This window comes from Duganella sp. OV510 (genome assembly GCF_900100205.1).
Classification (GTDB): Bacteria; Pseudomonadota; Gammaproteobacteria; order Burkholderiales; family Burkholderiaceae_D; genus Rugamonas.
Genome location: NZ_FNEQ01000004.1, coordinates 370,683 through 388,101 on the forward strand (window position 1 = coordinate 370,683; position 17,419 = coordinate 388,101).

The window sequence follows — 17,419 nt, forward strand, 5'->3', positions numbered from 1 at the left end:
TTCCCGATTATGAGTAGCTTCAAAAGGAACGCAAAATTTTCCCGTTTGCCAAACGTTCTGTACCGGATAGCAAATGCCGGAGTCCGCTGCCGCACGCAGGAAAACCGCCGGCATTTGTTAAAATGCTCTTCTTGCCGCCCTTTCGGCGAGTTCAGCCAATTTCGGTTACTCTCTGCACCAATAATTTATTTGCTGCACCAGAAAGGATTTAAAATTGCCAACTCTTTTGACACGACGCCTGGCCTTGCTGGCCGAAGAAAAACACCGCGCCGTGCTGGCTGGCGGGCTGCGAGGCATTGAGCGGGAGACGCTGCGCGTAGACGGTGCGGGTCATCTGGCGCACACGCCGCACCCGGCTGCCATGGGTTCGGCGCTGACGCATCCACAAATCACCACCGACTACGCTGAGACGCTGCTGGAGTTCATCACGCCGGCCGAGCAGGATATCGCCACCACCCTTGCCAAGCTGGATGGCATCCACCGCTACGCCTACAGCAAGCTGGGCAACGAGCTGCTGTGGAGCCAGTCGATGCCATGTCAGCTGCCAGCCGAAGAAGACATCGAGATCGCCTGGTATGGCACCTCCAACCTGGGCACGCTGAAGCATGTCTATCGTCGCGGCCTGGCGCTGCGTTATGGCAAGGCCATGCAATGCATCGCCGGCATCCACTACAACTACTCGCTGGACGAGCGCCTGTGGCGTGTGCTGGCCGAGCAGGAGCCCGGCGATAAACGCCTGACCGCGCGCTCCTACCAGTCGGAAGCCTACCTGGCCACCATCCGCAATTTCCGCCGCTACAGCTGGCTGCTGATGTATCTGTTCGGCGCCTCGCCGGTGCTGTCGTCCGGCTTCCTGCGCGGCCGTCCGCACAAGTTGCAAACGCTGTCGGCCGACACGCTGTACCTGCCTTACGCCACCAGTCTGCGCATGAGCGACCTGGGCTACCAGAACGATGCCCAGTCCGGCCTGAGTCCGCATGAAAACTGTCTCGACAGCTACGTCGCGGCGCTGACCCGCGCGGTCAACCAGCCTTATGCGCCGTATGCCGAACTGGGCACCAAGCGCGATGGCGAATGGATACAGCTGAGCACCAATGTGCTGCAGATCGAAAACGAGTACTACTCGACCATCCGTCCGAAACGCGTGATCCAGACCGGCGAGCGGCCGATCCAGGCGCTGTGCGCGCGCGGCGTGCAGTACATCGAAGTGCGCTGCATGGACGTCGACCCATTCGAGCCGGTCGGCATCAGCGAGCAGGCCGGCCGTTTCCTCGACGCCTTCCTGCTGTTCTGCGCGCTGGAAGACAGCCCGCAGATCACGCCGGAACACAGCGCGCGCTACACCGAAAACTTCGCGCGCACCGTCAAGGAAGGCCGCCGTCCGGGCCTGACGCTGCACAACGGCGACGCCGAAGTGCCGTTGCCGGCCTGGGGCGCCGAACTGCTGGAGCGCATCCGCCCGGTGGCCGAGCTGCTGGATACACTGCGCGGCGACACGGCGCACGGCAACGCACTGGCAGCACAGTCGCTAAAGCTACAGGACGCCACGCTGACGCCGTCGGCCCAGGTGCTGCGTGCACTGGAAGCACATGGCAATTCGTTCAGCGCCTTCGCGCTGGCGCAAAGCGAGCAGCACGCGGCCTACTTCCGCAGCCATCCGCCGACTGCCGAAGAAGCAAGCTACTTCGATGCCCTGGCCGCCACCTCGCTGGCCGAGCAAGGCGAGATGGAAGCGGCGCCGCAGTCGAACTTTGACGATTACGTCGCCGCCTACCGCGCCAGCAACCTGTGCCAGTCGCGCCAGGACTGCGATTAAGTACCATCAAGCCAATGCTCACCTTCTACAACGAACTGCACGCGCAGCACAAAGGCCGCCACGAATTCTTCCGTGGCGAGCTGGTGCCCTGCTTTGAAAAGCCGGAGCGTGCGGATTCGGTGCTGGCGGAGCTGGGGCGGCGCGGCCTGGGCCGCATTGTCACACCGCATGGCGTGCCGCTGATGTCGCTGGAGCGCGTCCACACGCCGCGCTATCTGCACTTCCTGCGCAACGCCTGGAGCGAATGGGTGGCGCTGGACCCGGCCAATGCGAAGAAGGACGCCTTGCCGTCGGTATGGCCGGTGCGCACGCTGCGCAGCGATATCGAGCCGGAGGATTTCTCCGCCCGCATGGGACTGTACTCGATGGACAGCGGCACGCCGCTGACCGCCGGCACCTGGACCGCCGCCAAGACCGGCGCCGATTGCGCCGTCAACGCCGCGCACGCGCTGCGCCTCGGCGAACGCGGCGCTTTTGTGCTGAGCCGCCCGCCCGGCCACCATGCCGGCGCCGATTTCTTTGGCGGCTACTGCTTCCTCAACAATGCCGCGCTGGCGGCGCAGCACATGCTGGATGATGGCGCGCGCAAGGTCGCCATCATCGACATCGACTACCACCACGGCAACGGCACGCAAAGCATCTTCTACCAGCGCGACGATGTGCTGTTCATCTCCATCCACGCCGACCCGCGCAGCGAATACCCGTTCTATCTGGGCCACGCCGACGAGCGCGGCGAAGGTGCAGGCCACGGTTTCAATCTGAACTTGCCGCTGGCGGCCGGCAGCAGCCCGCAGGCCTGGTTCTCGGCGCTGGAAACCGCCTGCATCCGCATCGGCAGCTTCGCGCCGGATGCGCTGGTGGTGTCGCTCGGCGTCGATACCTTTGCCGGCGATCCGCTGTCGCGCTTTGCGCTACAAAGCGCGGACTACCTGAAGATCGGCGAACGCCTCGCCTGGCTCAACCTGCCCACCGCCTTCATCTTCGAAGGCGGCTACGCGGTCAAGGAATTGGGCGTCAATGTGGTCAACGTGCTTGAGGGCTTCGAGACAGCGCTGTAAACACGTAATCGGTCAGCAGCTTCTCGCTGATCGCATGCGGCTGGCGCACCTGGAAGTTGGTGGTGGTGATGACCACCACCGCGCGCAGTTCAGGTATCAGCACCACCTTGTTGCCGCCGCTGCCCGACATCATCGCCACACTGATAGTCTGGTCGCCCTGTTTAAATTTTTTCAACCACCACAGATAGCCGTACCCGGTGTTCTCATCGACCTGCGCGTGCGGCGACAACGATTGCTTGACCCAGTTGGCCGACACCACGCGCTTGCCCTGCCATGCGCCGCCGTTCAGGTATAGCTCGCCCAGCTTCAGCAGGTCGAGGCTGCGCAAGGCGACCCCGCCGCCGGTCATCGCAGGGCCGGTGGGCGTGTACTGCCACTTCACTTTCGTGATGCCTATTGGTCCGAACAGGGAGCGTGCCGCAAACTGATCGATTTTTTCGCCGGTGGCGCGTTCCAGCACAGGCCCCAGCATGGTCGGACCGGCGGTGCAGTAGGAGAACGCGCGGCCATATGGCGAATCCTGCGGCTTGGGCACCCAGTCGGCAAAACCGCGCACTGGCAAGTCGAGCGCGAACTGCGTCCAGTCCTCGACCAGGTACATCGATTCCTCGTTGCCGCGCGAGATCTGGTTCTGGTCATCGCACTCCAGCAGAGAACTCATGGTGAGGAAATCCTCGACGCTGATCTTTTCCTTGCGCGGGTCCGGGTAGCGTACCGGATGCTTCTCGGGGAAGAAGGGGAACACTGGCGTGGCTGCCGTCAGCTTGCCCTGGTCGATGGCGATCCCGACCAGCATGCCGGTGATGCTCTTGCCGACCGAGCGCGTGTTGCGCAAGCTTTCGGCGCCGTCCTTGTCGTAATACGCCTCGTGTACCAGCTTGCCGTCCTGCGCAACCAGGACGCTGGTGATCTGTTTGAAATCGCCTTTGCGGATGGCTGCGTCCATGTCTGCCAGCGGGGATGCGGCAGCGATGCAGCTTGAGGCGAACAACAACAGGAATAAAGTACGTTTCATATAGCGCTCCGTGGTGAAGGACAGCACTCATGATATGCCAGCGTCAGGCCGCTGGTCTTGTACGCAGCAAACCTAGTAGACGTCGCGCCGGTAGCGGCCCTCCTCCGCCAGTTGATCCAGCTGCGTGCGGCCGATGATGTCGGCCAGCGCCGCGTCGACGCCGCCGGCCATGCCTTGCAGGCTGCCGCAGACGAAGATCACCGCGCCGTCGTTGATCCAGGCGCGCAGTTCGGCGGCGCGTTCGCGCATCACGTCCTGCACATAGCCGCCGCCGGTGATGTCGCGCGAGTAGACCAGGTCCAGCTCAGGCAGATAACCGTCGCCACGCAGTGTCTGGATCTCTGTGGCGCAGATGGCGTCATGTTCCTGCTGGCGCTCCCCGAAGATCAGCCAGTTGCGCTGCGCGCCTTCCAGCACGCGGTCACGCAGATGCGAGCGCAGGCCAGCCAGGCCGGAGCCGTTGCCGATATAGATGGCCGGCGCCGGGAACTGGTAGGCGTCAAACGATGGGTTGGCGATCAGGCGCACGCGCACCTCGTCACCGATCGCCGCCTGCCCGGTCAGCCAGCCGGACGCCAGGCCCAGGCCTTTCTCGTCACGCACCTGGCGCACGATCAGCTGCATGCTGCCATCCTGCGGCACCGAGGCCAGCGAGTAGCGGCGCGGTGCGGCGTCGATGCCGTAATGGCCCGGCCAGATATCCACCAGCGCGCCCGGACGCCAGCCGGCGCCGATATCGCCGCCCAGCGTAATCTCGTACAACGGGAAGCCGATGCTGCCCGGATTCAGCAGCACGCGTTTCTCCAGGCGCCAGCTGGCATAGTCTTCGTCGCCGGCGGCAGCAGTCAGCGACACCTCGGCCGCATCGGCGGCGCCGTCGCCCATCAGGCCGCGCAGCGCATTGCCCCAGCGCGCCAGCGCGCCGGTGTCACCATTATCGACTTCAATCACCGGATGCAGCGGCTGCGCCCCCATGAAGGCCAGGCGCTGATCCAGCGTGTGGCCAAAGCCGCAGAACTGCGCATAATTGCGATCGCCCAGCGCCAGCACCGCGTACTGCACGTGCTTGAGTTCTTCCTTGGCGGCGTTCAGCAGACGCGCAAAACGGCGTGCGCTGTCCGGCGGTTCGCCTTCACCAAAGCTGCTGGCAACGAACAAGGCGCGACGGTATTTACCCAGCTGCGGCGGCGTCAGTTTTTCCAGCGAATGCACGTGCACCGCCACGCCGGCCTTTTGCAGCGCGGCCGCGCTTTGAAGTGCCAGGCGTTCAGCCTGGCCGGTCTGGCTGGCGTAGGCCATCAGCACCGGATCGTCTGCCGCCCCCACTGGCAACGCGCCAGCGGCAAACTGTGCGCGCTCGGCGCGGGCGATGCGTTTCTGCTTGCGGCGGTCCAGGTAAAGCATCCAGCCGGTGATGCCGAAGCCCGGCAGCGCCAGCGCGGCAATGAAGACGATGATCTGGCCCACCACGCCGAAGTAGGTGCCGATATGCAGCGGATAAATGGTCGACTGGATGCGCGCGCCAACCGGCTTGTCGGCATACAGTTCGTTCTTCACCAGCTCACCGGTCTGCTGGTTGATGGTCATGCTGCTGCGCGCGCGCACGTGCGGCGCATCCTTGGCTACCCACAGGATCGGTAGCGGTGCGCTGGCGCGCTCCGGCGGACGCAGGAAAGCCATCTGCCAGTTCGGTGCGTTCTTCTGGAAGGTTTCCCAGCTGGCGGTCAGGTCGGCCGGTGCGGATTTCGGCGGCTTGGCGCCTTTTGGTTTTGGCGCCGCCGCTTCGCGCGGTGGACGCAGGGTACCCATCCAGCCGTCCGCCATGTTGCGGATCGGGTCAAACGCCCAGTACACGCCGGATAGCGTGAACATCACGAACACCACCATCACCCAGGTGCCAACCACCGAATGCAAGCCCCACAGGAAGGAGCGGCCTTTCATGCGCGTGTCGAAGGTCAGCCAAGTGCGCCAGTCCCACACGCGGCGCGGCCAGCGCAGGTACAGGCCGGTCAGCGTCAGGCCCAATAGCATGAAGGCCAGCGTGCCGCTGAACATCTTGCCAGTATCACGCTCCATCAGCAGGAAGCGGTGCATGCGCTCGTTCCATTCGAAGAAGCCCTCGTATTCCAGCTCCGGCAGCAGCGCGCCGGTGTAGGGATTCAAATAGATCGTTTCGCCGCGACGCTCGCCCGGTGCCGGCGCCAGGCCGATGCGCGCGCTGGAACCCGGCGTGTCATACAGGATGATGCTGGTGACGCGTTCGTGCGGCTTGACCAGCCGCGCGGCCTCGGCAAACCGCTGCGGCGACAGCACCGGCGCGTTCTGCACGGCGACATTGCGCACGCCTGGATTCAGCGCATCGAGTATCTGCTCGCGGAAAGCGAGGATGGCGCCGGTCAGGCCGATCACCATCAGCACGGTGCCGGCGGTGATGCCGACAAACCAATGCAGCTGGAACCAGAGCTTTTTCACAGGTCCACCTTCACGCTCAGTTTAATCAGGCGCGGCGCGCCGGAAGCCAAGCGGGTGCCGGCGCCGGCCCAGTATTGCTTGTCGGCCGCGTTGTCGATGTTCGCCTGCCACACGGTGTTCTTGCCCATGATGGCGGTGGCGTAGCGCGCACCGGCGCTGAACAGCGTAACGCCGCCAAGGAAGGCCTGATTCAGATCGTTGACCGGACGGCGGCCGGTGTAGTACGCGCCGCCGTTGAACGACAGGCCAGGCACGCCATCCAGTTCATACGACAGGAAGGTGCTGGCGGTCTGCTTCGAGGCGTTCTCCGGCAGCTTGCCGTTGTAGTCGGCATTGATGTGGCGGAATTCAGGGTCCAGCAACTGCGCCGACGATTGCCACGACAACTGGCGCGTCAGCTTGCCCTGCGCCGACAGTTCCAGGCCGCGATAGCGCTGCTGGCCATCGGCGGTGAAAATGTTGGCGGTGTTGGTGTAATAGCCAGGGCGGCTGATATCGAACAGCGCCGCCTGCAGCAGTGTGCCGCCTGGCACACGCCAGCGTGCGCCCAGTTCCTTCTGGCGGCTGACGCCCGGCGCCATGCGCGTGCCAACGTTGGCGCTGCCGGTCGGTGCGGTCTCGCCTTCCTCCAGGCCCTGCGACGACGAGGCGTAGAACGACATATCGTTACTGACCTTGTAGATCAGCGCCGCCATCGGCGTCGTCTTGCTGACGTCATAGTGGCTGGCGCCCTGGTCGCTGCGGTACTGCACATGGCGCACGCCGGCCACGGCTTGCCAGTGCTGCGAGAACGTCAAACGATCCAGCGCATACACGCCCGAATCGCGCGAATCCAGCGCCGCCGTGGTCGGCGAGGTTGGCGTCGGGTTGATGGTGTAGCTGGTGATCGGCACCGGGTTGTACAGGTTCTGCGACGCGATGGTGTAGTTGGTCTGGTAGATCGGGTCCTGGCCCTTGTCGGTGCGCGTGACGCCGAGCGTCAGCTCGTGCTGGACCGGACCGGTCATCACCGTGCCGGCCAGCTCGGCGCGCAGCATGTCGGAATCGACTACGCTGTGTTGAAGGTTGCCGGTGATGCGGCCGGCGCCAGTCAGCAGCGCCGCCGCATTGTTCAAGCGGAAGATGGCCAGCGAGCGGTCGCGCGCGGTTTCCGAATGGCCGGCTTCCACCGTCAGCGCCCAGTCATCGCCCAGTGCGTAGTCGGCGCGCAGCAGGACATTTTTGGTTTCCGCTTCAAAGCGCGCCCAGTCCGGGCCGATCAGACGCTTTGGATCAACCGCCGGCGGCAGCGTGATCGCGCCATTCACTGCGGTCGGCAACTGGATGCCCGCCTGCTCGGTGACGCGGCGCTTGTCGTATTCCAGATCGGCCTTCAGCAGCAGGCGCGAATTGACGCGCCAGTCCAGCGCCGCCGAAGCGAACTTGCGGTTGCCATTGCCCACATCGTCCATGAAGGACCCGAGCGTGCCGCCAGCCAGGTTGACGCGCACGCCCACCTGCTGCGTCTCGCCGAAGCGGCGCGCCACATCGGCGGTGGCGACCGCCGTGCCATTCTGATCGACCGTCATGCCCACCGTGCTGACCGGCGTGGCGCCGGCACGCTTGGTGACGAAGTTGACCACGCCGGCGGGCGACGTAAAGCCGTAGTACAGGGCAGTGGCGCCTTTCAGCACTTCCACGCGTTCCTTGTCTTCCATCGGCACCTGCGAGAAGTTCATGATCGGCAGCGAGCCGTTCAGGCGATAGTTGGTGCGGTTCTCGACAGCGATGCCACGGATGACCAGCTGGTCCCAGGTCTCGCCGCCGTTCTGCTGGCGCGTAACGCCGGCGGTATTGCGCACCGCGTCGTACAAGCCACCGGCAGCCTGCAACTCCAGCACCTCACGCGTGATGACGTTGACCGTGGCTGGCACGTCCATGATGTCGGCGCCACGGAAGCTGCCCGCCTCCACCGTTTTCGGCGCGAAGCCGTCCGCCCGCGCAGCGGTCACTTTGACGGCTTGCAGGACTTGGTCATCGGTCTGCTCGGCATAAGCATCAGCAGGGAATACGGCGGCGAGCGCCAGATAGACAGGAAGGAGACGCATTGGAATGGGCAAATTAAAGAATGCGAACATTCTATACGTAATGGGAATCATTATCAATTACGTGTTTGCCACAGGTAGCAGGATTCCTATCGCACCTTTTTTTTGCTTGCTCTAAATTTTTCTTGAGCTTTGCCCACCCATAAGAGGAATACATAAAGCGCGATAAATCCGAAGGTGTAGCTGACCACATGATGTTCCACAGAGCGCTGCGGGACGCTTACCGTCTCGTTTCCGGGAAGATAGGTGATGAAGACCTGCTCGCCAACCTTCAGATTCCCACAAGCCTGGTTGCCTTTCCCAAGGCGGCCAGAGCCAAGAAATTTCTTCTCGCCCACGAGGAAGTCATAATCGACGTACTGCTTGTTTTTCACTTCGCAGTGGATGTTGGTCACTACACCTGTCTGCTGCGCCCCGCGTTTGGAAAGCAAATAGTCTTGTCGAATCGACGGGAGAAATAAGAGAACTGCCAGCGCTACGATGAGAAGGGCAATAAGCGGACGATAGGATCCCTTGATCGGAATCGCAATATAAGCCAACAAAATTATTGGAAGACTGATCAACGGTAGCATAGAAGCGCAGACGTGACGTAGAGATGCTTCGGATGAGGTCCAGTATAGATTGATTTGACCTGGATACATTTTCTTACAAATATAGCTTGCTATTGTATCGCGCACTATGTATAGTACGTACATGGGCGCTGCAAACAGCGCAAGTTGTAGTAGATTAGCAAGCTGTTCTCCCAACAGGTAGATAGTAAGCGATTGAATAGACAACTAAACTTTTGAAGTATTCACTCACTGAAAGGAATCATCATGTCGCTCGATAAAGTTCTGTACACCGCACACGCTAAAACCACCGGCGGCCGCGAAGGCCAATCCGCTTCGACCGACGGCAAACTGACCGTCAAGCTGAGCACCCCGAAAGAACTGGGCGGCGCCGGCGGCGATGGCACCAACCCTGAACAACTGTTCGCTTCGGGCTACGCAGCCTGCTTCATCGGCGCGATGAAATTCGTCGGCGGCCGCGACAAGATCGCCGTGCCGGCTGATCTGTCGGTGGAAACCTCGGTCGGTATCGGCCCGGTCCCAACCGGCTTCGCCATCCAGGTTGAGCACAAAATCTCGCTGCCAGGCCTGGACCGCGAAACCGCGCAGAAACTGGTCGATGCAGCGCACATCGTGTGCCCATACTCGAACGCCACGCGTGGCAACATCGACGTGACCCTGACCATCGTGTAAACCAGTCAGCTGAGTCCAAGGCCGGCCCCTCTCTGAGGCGCCGGCCTTTTTCACATACAATCAATGTTTTGATCCTGAACGAGACAAGCAATGATTGAGTGGCACTGGCTGGCTTTTGACGATATTCCGCGCGCGGACTGGTATGAGGTGCTGCGCCAGCGGCAGGCGGTCTTCATCCTGGAACAAACCTGTTTGTATCCGGACATTGACGGCGCCGATCCGCTGTGCCATCACCTGATGGGCTGGAGCGAGGTCGATGGCCAGCGCACGCTAATCGCTTATCTGCGCTGCGTGCCGCCGGGCGTGAAGTTTGACGAGATGTCGCTGGGCCGCGTGCTGACCACGCCGGCTGGCCGTGGCACCGGCGTCGGCCGCGAACTGCTGGCCAAGGCGATTCCACTGGCGGAGAAGCTGCACCCTGGCCAGCGCTTCCGCATCGGCGCGCAAGCCCACCTGGAAAAATTCTACGGCAGCTTCGGCTTCCAGACCGTGACCGAGCCGTATGACGAAGACGGCATCATGCACGTTGATATGGTGCGTTAAAAAGTCAGGATGAAGCGCGCGCCGGCGCCGACCGGACGCGCGTAGCGCACCGTGCCGCCGTTGGCGTGCACCAGGTGCCGCACCATCGCCAGGCCGATGCCCCTGCCCTGCTTCTTGGTCGAGAAAAATGGCGTGAAGATGTGTGCGGCAAGCGCTTCCGGCACGCCAGGCCCATTGTCCGATACTTCGATGCGCAGGCGGCCGCCCCGGCTCAGGCGCGCACTGACTTGCGCTTGCGTGCCCGCTTCCCCCGCGTTCTTCAACAGATTAATCAGCGCCTGTTCCAGCTGGCCCGGATCGACCATCACTTCCAGCGATGCCGGTTCGACCGAGAACGCCAGCCTGCCTTGCCATTGCGGTTCCAGCAGAGCCGCCAGGCGTTCAAACAACGCTTCCAGCAGCACGCGCTGCGGCTGCGCCTGCGGCACGGTCGACAGGCTACGGTAGCTGCCGACAAAGTCGACCAGGCTGGCGGCGCGACGGGCAATGGCGTCCAGCGCGGTGTTCAGATCCGCGTGGATGTCGGCCGGGAGGTCGTGCTGCGCTTCTTCCAGCAGGCCGCAGGCGGTGCGCGATAGCGAGGCCACCGGCGTCAGGGAATTCATGATTTCGTGGGTGAGTACCTGCACCAGTTCGCGCCAGGCGTTGAGGGCTTCGGCTTCCAGTTCGCTTTCCACCGGCATCAGCGCGGCCAGGCGCTGTGCGGCGCCTTGTACGGTGAGCGCTGAGATGGCGACCATTGCGCGTTCGGCACCGCGTTCGGTGTTGAAACTGACCAGTTGGCGTTGGCCTACCGCTTGCGCGGCCAGCAGTTGATGCAGTTCCTGCGGCGCGATGGCGCGGCCTGGCGCCAGCAGGCGGCGTGCACTGGCGTTTAGTGGCGCGACTGCGCCGACGCCGGCCGCGTGCTCGATGCGGAACAGCGCAATGGGGGCGTGTTCAAGGCGGGCTTCCAGCATGAGGATGGTGTCGTTGAGCGCTTGCGGCGGTGCGTCTGCCGTAGCGGGTGGCGAAAGACTGGCTTGCTCCATGCGCGGTATGCGAGGCACGAGGCGGCGCAAGCATTGCCACAGCAGGCTTGCAGGCAAGAAGGCGAGCAAGGCGCACAGCACGATGCGGCGTGGCTCCGGTGTCGGCGAAAGCCCATCCGCAGCGATGGCAAGCGCTATCAGGCCCGCTGCGCCTGCGGCCACACCGAGCTTGAGCACGCGCTCAGATGCCATGCTTGCCCAGCTTGCGATACAGCGCGGCGCGGCTGATGCCCAGCGTCTTGGCGGCGTGGCTGATGTTGCCGTTGAATTGCGCCAGCGTCGATGCGATCGCCGCGCGTTCAATGGCGTCCAGCGTAGTGTCGCTGACAGTTGCTGCGGCAGCCAGCGCGGAAACTGGCGATATGCCTGCAGCCGATGTCGTAGTTGCGACGCCTGGGCTGGTGGCGAGGCCGAAATCGGCGACCGCGTATTCCACGCCCTGGCCAAGGATGACCGCGCGCTCGCAGGCGTGGCGCAAGGCGCGTACGTTGCCCGGCCAGTCGTGCCGCACCAATGTATCCAATGCACTGGCGGCGACGTTACGCACCGGCCGCTGATACTGCGCCTCATACATCGTCAGATAATGCCGCAACAGCAGCGGCACATCCTCACGCCGCTCACGTAATGATGGCACCCGCAGCACGATGGTATTCAGCCGGAACAGCAAGTCCGCGCGAAACACCGATGGATCGAACAGCCGCGCCTCATCCAGATTGGTCGCGCTGATGATGCGCACATCGATCGCCTCCGGCTTGTCGGCGCCAATCGGCGTCACTTCACGCCGTTCGAGCGCGGTCAACAACTTGGCCTGTGCCGCCAACGGCATATTGCCTATCTCATCGAGGAACAGTGAGCCTCCACGCGCCGCCTGGAAGCGCCCTGCCCGATCCGCCTTCGCATCGGTGAACGAACCTTTGCGATGGCCGAACAACTCGCTTTCAAACGTCGATTCCGGCAGCGCTCCCATATCCACCGCCAGCAACGTACCCGCCGCACGGCGCGACGCCGCATGGATCGCACGCGCCACCAACTCCTTGCCGACGCCGTTCTCGCCCAACACCATCACGTTGGCCTCAGTCGGCGCCACGCTGGCAATCAAGGCTTTCAACTCGCGCATGGCCTGCGACTCGCCCATCAGCTCGGGCGAGCCGGCGCCGCCGCCACGTGCCACCGCGCGTCGCGCTAACGCCTGATCCACTGCGGCGACCAGACGCGCGTTATCCCATGGCTTGGTGATGAAATCATTGGCACCGCGCTTCAGCGCCTCCACCGCCAACGGCACGTCGGCATACGCGGTCATCGCAATCACTGCCGGTGGCTGCGCCTGCGCACGCAGCAAGTCCAGCAGCGCCAGCCCTTCCGCACCATTGATGCGGCCCGGCGTGAAGTTCAGGTCCAGCAGCACCACATCCGGCACGCCACGCACCAGCAGCGCTGGCAAGCCAGCCGGGTCGTTCAGCGTCGCCACCTGTCCATGACGGCGGCGCAGCAGCAACTGCGCGGCGGTGGCGACATCGGCATCGTCATCAAGAATCAGGATATAAGCGGACATGCAAACATTCTAACAGCCGTTTTAGCGCTGTAAACGGTCGCTTCCAAAGGCTGTCCACTTGCGAACAGCGACCACTGTCCGGAAATGAACACCTGGTGCTCGATGCAGACCAAAAACCGCGATTTCCGGCATGGCACAACCTTTGCAGTAAGGCCGCTATGCACATCAAAAAAAAATTTGAAGCAGCCGCGCCGCAGCTACCCGCCAGCGGTGCAGCGATGGACAGCGTGGTGCCACGCCGGCGCGGAAAACGCATCGCCATCATCGCCGGTGTGGTGCTGGCGGTCGCTATGGCGATGTACGCACTATGGACGTGGATGCCGCGCGGCCTGCAAATCGACGGCGCCGACCTGCGCATCGGCCACGCTGCGCGCGGCGTCTTTGTCGATGAAGTGATCGTACGCGCCAGCGCCGAGCCGCTGAATTCCGTCATCCTCGACGCGGTCGAATCCGGCCGGGTCGAAGAAATATTCGCTGCCGACGGCGCGCTGGTGAAAAAAGGCCAACTGCTATTCCGTATCTCCAACCCGCAGCGCAATCTGGAACTGCTGGCACGCCAGTACGAACACTCGGTCAGCATCTTCAACCTGTCGAATCTGCGCGTATCGCAGCAGGCCAGTGCCAGCGACCACCAGCGCCGCCTGGACGACCTGCAATTCGCGCTCGACCAGGCACGCAAGCAGCATGCACGTAGCGCCAGGCTGGCGGCGCAAGGCTTCATCTCTGCCGTGGCGCTGGAAGAATCCGCAGACCGTCTCGCGCAGCAGGAGCGTGCGTTCACGCAGGAACAGCGGGCCAACGCTGCCGAAGCCCAGGTGCGGCAAAGCGCTGAACAGCAGCTGGAAAGCTCGATTCAGGGACTAAACTCGGGCCTCAAGCTGGTCTCCGCCACAGTCGATGCGCTGGCTGTGCGCGCGCCAGTCGAAGGACGGCTGACCAACTTCCGCCTGCAAATCGGCGAATCCATCGCCACCGGCAAGAACATCGGCCGCATTGACGATCCGTCGCGCTTCAAGCTCACCGCCAGCGTCGACGAGTATTACCTGAACCGCATGGCGGTCGGCCGCCACGGCAGCGTGAAACAGGATGAGCGCAACTATGCCGCCGATATCAGCATCATCTACCCGCAGATCAAGGATGGCCGCTTCACCGTCGAAATGGTGTTCACCAGGGAGCAGCCGCCGGTGCTCAATCCCGGCCAGAGCCTGGACGCGCGCATCACGCTGGGCGAGCCATCCAGCGCGCTGCTGCTGCCGAACGGCGCCTTCATCAACGACAGCGGTGGCGCCTGGGTGTATGTGCTGGATGACGGCGGCCAGGGCGCCCTGCGTCGCGCAGTGCGCACCGGCCGCCGCAACAACAGCCAGATCGAAGTGCTGGAAGGCCTGAAGGCCGGCGACAAGGTGATCCTGTCCAGCTACGCCGCCTACGGAAATTCACCACGGCTGCACATTACGCAGTAACCTCTTATCCATTCCACATAAGGCACACGCATATGCTCAAACTCGTCGGCGTCAGCAAAGTTCACCAAGCGGGAGAAATCCAGACCACGGCCCTGGACCGCATCGACCTGGAAATCGAGGCGGGCGAGTATGTCGCCATCACCGGCCCTTCCGGCTGCGGCAAGTCGACCATGCTCGGCATCCTCGGCCTGCTGGATGTGCCGACGCGCGGCGAATACTGGTTTGAAGGACAAAACATCGCTGGCTGGAGCGAAGCGCAATTGAACAAGCTGCGGCGCGGCCGCATCGGCTTCATCTTCCAGAGCTTCAACCTGATCGAAGAACTGACGGTGTTCGAGAATGTGGAACTGGCGCTGGAGTACAATGGCACGCCGACGCGAGAGCGGCGCGAGCGTGTGACGGCGATGCTGAACAAGCTGGGTGTCGGCCACCGCGCCAGCCATCGCCCTTCGCAGCTGTCCGGCGGCCAGCAGCAGCGCGTGGCGATCGCCCGTGCGCTGGTTTCCGGCCCCGCCATGCTGCTGGCCGACGAACCAACCGGCAACCTGGATAGCGCCCATGGCGATGAAGTCATGCGCCTGCTGCGCGACATCAACGCCGAGGGCACCACGGTAGTCATGGTCACCCACTCGCCCGATCATGCGGCGCAAGCGTCGCGCACCCTGAACCTGCTGGACGGCCGCATCATGGTGGATGCGTTGCAGGCTGCCTGATGCTGCGCGATTTCCGTATTGCCTGGCGCCTGCTGCTGCGCCATCCGCTGAACACCGCAGTCGAATTGCTTGGCCTGGCGTTCGGCTTCGCGGTGTGTTTCCTGCTGATCGGTTTCGTTCACTACTCGTTCAGCTACGACGACGACGTACCGCAACGCGAGCAGGTCTATCTGATCAAGCATCGCTTGAATTTCATCCCGCAGCCGCAGTGGATGGAGTACACGCCGTTTGCGCTGCGCGAGGTTGCCCTGCAAAGTGGCCTGCCGTTGCAGGCCAGCGTCTGGTGGCCAAGCAAGGCGATGCTGAATCAGAACGGCATGCTGCGCGAGATCGACATCACCGCAGTCGATCCATCGTTTGAGCAGATCGCCGGCCTGCAAGCGCTGCGCGGGGATCTGCATCAGGCGCTTGTTCTGCCTGATGGACTGGCTCTGACGCAACAGGCGGCGAAGCAACTGTTCGGCACCGGGGAGGCGCTGGGCCGCACGCTCGTCGTCAATCAACAAACGCTGCAAGTGCGCGCGGTGCTGCCGGACCGGCCATCCAACAGCACGCTGCAATTCGGTGTGCTGGTTGGCATCGGCAGCACCTTGTGGACGGAGCAGGAACGCCAGCAGGTGCTGTCCAACTGGATGGGCATCGCCGGACGCATTTACGTGAAGACCAGCGCCAGCCCACAAACGCTGCAAAACACGCTGCAAGACGTGATCGACAAGGCGCCGTGGGCCAGCCTGGCCACACCGGAAATGAAGGCCGCGCTGAGCGGCCGCAAAATGGTGGACGTGGCACTCGGCCCGCTGGCCGACGCTTACTTCGACCTCACAGTGGCCAACACCATGGGTGTCGGCCAGCGCGGCGACATGCGCATGGTGCTGGCGCTCGGCGCGGCCGGCCTGCTGATACTGCTGCTGGCGGTGGTCAACTACATTAACCTTTCGACGATACGTGCGCTGCGCCGTCAGCGCGAAATCGCCGTGCGCCGCGTGATGGGTGCTGGCACGCGCCAGCTACTGGCGCAGTTCATGAGCGAAGCGATGCTGCTGTCGCTGAGCGCAGCTGCGTTGGGCGTATTGCTGGCATGGCTGTTGCTGCCGCTGACGTCCGAATTGCTGCAACGCCGCTTGGACAATGTGTTCACGCCGCTGTCGGTGACCGGCTGCCTGGCGTTCGGCGCGCTGGTGGGCGCGCTGGCCGGCATCTATCCCGGCTGGCTGGCGCGCGGCGTCGACATGCGCGCCACGCTGTCGCAGCGTAGCGGCGAGACGCCCGGCGGCGCGTGGTTGCGGCGCGCTTTGACAGCGGTACAGTTCAGCGCTGCCATCGGTATGGGCAGCGTAGCGCTGGCGATCCTGTGGCAAACGCAGTTTGCCTCCGCCGCGCCGCCCGGCTTCGATCCCGCGCCGCTGCTGGCGGTGGAGGTGCAAACGCTGATCGACCCATCGCGCGCGGATGCGCTGCATGACGCGGTGGCGCAGTTGCCCGGCGTAGCTGGCGTCACCTGGAGCCGCAAGATCCCAGGCCGTGACGACCACACCGGCACGCGCGGCAGCACCACCGTCCAGCGCAATGACGGTAGCAGCGTGGCGCTGGCGGTACAGATGGTGGGGCGGGACTTCTTCAAGGTTTATGGCGTGCAGGCGCTGGCCGGCAGGATCTTCGACGTGCGTGAGCATCAGGCGGCGGAAGGCGAGCAAAGCGTGATGCTCAACCAGGCGGCTGTCAAGGCGCTGGGATGGACTTCGGCGCAGCAGGCGCTGGGCCAGCGCATCAACGGCAGCCAGTTGCGCGTGGTGGGCGTGGCCCCGGACCTGCGCTGGGAAACACTGCGCGATCCGGTGCGGCCAATGATGTATCAACTGCTAAACGACAGCGGCCTGATGACAGTGCGCCTGGACGGCGCCCGCGCAAGGGCCGAGGTGGAAGCAGCCATCGCCGCCATCTGGCAGCGATACTATCCGGCGCAGCCGGTAGCGATACAGCCACTGGCCAGCTATTACGCGCAAGCCTATGCCGACGATATGCGCCTGGCGCGCTTGCTGGCTTGCGCCACGGCGATGGTGCTGGTGCTGGCCTCGTTCGGCATCTATGTACTGGCGGCGCATAGCGTGCAACGCCGTGCGCGCGAAATCGTGCTGCGCAAGCTGCACGGCGCCGGCCGCGCCGCGATCGGGCTGCTGGTCGGCCGTGAATTCGTGCTGCTGGCTGGCGTGGCCGCCTTGATCGCGCTGCCACCGGCCTGGCTGGCGATCGCGCGCTACCTGGCGCCATTTGCCGAGCGCTCGCCATTGGGCGTGTGGGCGCCGCTGGCGGCGCTGGCGCTGGCCCTGCTGGTAGTCATCGCCGCCAGCGCGCGCCATACCTGGTCGGCGATGCGCATCGCGCCAGTGCGCGCGCTACGGGAATAAAAAAAGGCAGCCCGCAGGCTGCCTTC

Annotated in this window: 13 protein-coding genes; 7 read left to right on the forward strand and 6 right to left on the reverse strand. The window is 63.7% G+C overall.

The window, feature by feature from the left end; all coding sequences use genetic code 11:
* The first annotated feature begins 214 nt into the window (after positions 1–214).
* Both gshA and BLS51_RS13930 read left to right on the forward strand, forming a co-directional pair.
* Entirely contained in the window at positions 215–1,816 is a 1,602-nt protein-coding gene (gshA, locus tag BLS51_RS13925) for a glutamate--cysteine ligase (protein ID WP_090188905.1), read from the forward strand.
* Between the two features lie 14 nt (positions 1,817–1,830).
* Complete coding sequence (locus BLS51_RS13930; protein ID WP_090188901.1) at positions 1,831–2,874, forward strand: histone deacetylase family protein; 1,044 nt, start codon at positions 1,831–1,833, stop codon at positions 2,872–2,874.
* Here BLS51_RS13930 and BLS51_RS13935 read toward each other — a convergent pair.
* The 4 genes from BLS51_RS13935 to BLS51_RS13950 all read right to left on the reverse strand — a co-directional run bounded on the left by BLS51_RS13935 (position 2,840) and on the right by BLS51_RS13950 (position 9,221).
* Positions 2,840–3,889 (reverse strand): serine hydrolase domain-containing protein, encoded by a 1,050-nt coding sequence (locus BLS51_RS13935; protein ID WP_217636477.1) that lies wholly within the window; start codon positions 3,887–3,889, stop codon positions 2,840–2,842. The two genes, BLS51_RS13930 and BLS51_RS13935, sit on opposite strands and share 35 nt — an antisense overlap.
* A 72-nt stretch (positions 3,890–3,961) precedes the next feature.
* Positions 3,962–6,361, reverse strand: coding sequence for a PepSY domain-containing protein (locus BLS51_RS13940; protein WP_090188897.1), 2,400 nt, complete (start codon positions 6,359–6,361; stop codon positions 3,962–3,964).
* Positions 6,358–8,448 (reverse strand): TonB-dependent siderophore receptor, encoded by a 2,091-nt coding sequence (locus BLS51_RS13945; protein ID WP_090189288.1) that lies wholly within the window; start codon positions 8,446–8,448, stop codon positions 6,358–6,360. Before BLS51_RS13945 ends, BLS51_RS13940 begins: the two co-directional genes overlap by 4 nt.
* A gap of 86 nt (positions 8,449–8,534) precedes the next feature.
* Positions 8,535–9,221: a hypothetical protein gene (locus BLS51_RS13950; protein ID WP_139168704.1), complete on the reverse strand. Its 687-nt coding sequence runs from the start codon at positions 9,219–9,221 to the stop codon at positions 8,535–8,537.
* Positions 9,222–9,260: 39 nt separating this feature from the next.
* Here BLS51_RS13950 and BLS51_RS13955 point away from each other — a divergent pair, with 39 nt between their 5' ends.
* Both BLS51_RS13955 and BLS51_RS13960 read left to right on the forward strand, forming a co-directional pair.
* Positions 9,261–9,686 carry an organic hydroperoxide resistance protein gene (locus BLS51_RS13955; protein WP_090188889.1) on the forward strand — a complete coding sequence of 142 codons (426 nt, stop codon included), beginning with the start codon at positions 9,261–9,263 and terminating at the stop codon, positions 9,684–9,686.
* Between the two features lie 90 nt (positions 9,687–9,776).
* A complete protein-coding gene (locus BLS51_RS13960; RefSeq protein WP_090188885.1) occupies positions 9,777–10,229 on the forward strand; it encodes a GNAT family N-acetyltransferase in 453 nt (150 codons plus the stop codon).
* Here BLS51_RS13960 and BLS51_RS13965 read toward each other — a convergent pair.
* Positions 10,226–11,452 (reverse strand): sensor histidine kinase, encoded by a 1,227-nt coding sequence (locus BLS51_RS13965; protein WP_090188882.1) that lies wholly within the window; start codon positions 11,450–11,452, stop codon positions 10,226–10,228. The two genes, BLS51_RS13960 and BLS51_RS13965, sit on opposite strands and share 4 nt — an antisense overlap.
* Positions 11,442–12,812, reverse strand: coding sequence for a sigma-54-dependent transcriptional regulator (locus BLS51_RS13970; RefSeq protein WP_090188879.1), 1,371 nt, complete (start codon positions 12,810–12,812; stop codon positions 11,442–11,444). Before BLS51_RS13970 ends, BLS51_RS13965 begins: the two co-directional genes overlap by 11 nt.
* 158 nt (positions 12,813–12,970) lie before the next feature.
* Between BLS51_RS13970 and BLS51_RS13975 the strand changes: the two genes are divergently transcribed.
* The 3 genes from BLS51_RS13975 to BLS51_RS13985 are packed head-to-tail and all read left to right on the forward strand — an operon-like array spanning position 12,971 to position 17,393.
* Entirely contained in the window at positions 12,971–14,275 is a 1,305-nt protein-coding gene (locus BLS51_RS13975; protein ID WP_229207689.1) for an efflux RND transporter periplasmic adaptor subunit, read from the forward strand.
* Between the two features lie 32 nt (positions 14,276–14,307).
* Positions 14,308–14,988, forward strand: coding sequence for an ABC transporter ATP-binding protein (locus BLS51_RS13980; protein WP_090188875.1), 681 nt, complete (start codon positions 14,308–14,310; stop codon positions 14,986–14,988).
* Positions 14,988–17,393, forward strand: coding sequence for an ABC transporter permease (locus BLS51_RS13985; RefSeq protein WP_229207688.1), 2,406 nt, complete (start codon positions 14,988–14,990; stop codon positions 17,391–17,393). Before BLS51_RS13980 ends, BLS51_RS13985 begins: the two co-directional genes overlap by 1 nt.
* The last annotated feature ends 26 nt before the right edge of the window (positions 17,394–17,419 follow it).

Coding starts and splice junctions, on each gene's coding strand:
- BLS51_RS13930 (WP_090188901.1), top strand. CDS start 1,831: ATGCTCACCTTCTACAACGAACTGCACGCGCAGCACAAAGGCCGCCAC.
- BLS51_RS13935 (WP_217636477.1), bottom strand. CDS start 3,889: ATGAAACGTACTTTATTCCTGTTGTTGTTCGCCTCAAGCTGCATCGCT.
- BLS51_RS13945 (WP_090189288.1), bottom strand. CDS start 8,448: ATGCGTCTCCTTCCTGTCTATCTGGCGCTCGCCGCCGTATTCCCTGCT.
- BLS51_RS13955 (WP_090188889.1), top strand. CDS start 9,261: ATGTCGCTCGATAAAGTTCTGTACACCGCACACGCTAAAACCACCGGC.
- BLS51_RS13960 (WP_090188885.1), top strand. CDS start 9,777: ATGATTGAGTGGCACTGGCTGGCTTTTGACGATATTCCGCGCGCGGAC.
- BLS51_RS13965 (WP_090188882.1), bottom strand. CDS start 11,452: ATGGCATCTGAGCGCGTGCTCAAGCTCGGTGTGGCCGCAGGCGCAGCG.
- BLS51_RS13970 (WP_090188879.1), bottom strand. CDS start 12,812: ATGTCCGCTTATATCCTGATTCTTGATGACGATGCCGATGTCGCCACC.
- BLS51_RS13975 (WP_229207689.1), top strand. CDS start 12,971: ATGCACATCAAAAAAAAATTTGAAGCAGCCGCGCCGCAGCTACCCGCC.
- BLS51_RS13980 (WP_090188875.1), top strand. CDS start 14,308: ATGCTCAAACTCGTCGGCGTCAGCAAAGTTCACCAAGCGGGAGAAATC.
- BLS51_RS13985 (WP_229207688.1), top strand. CDS start 14,988: ATGCTGCGCGATTTCCGTATTGCCTGGCGCCTGCTGCTGCGCCATCCG.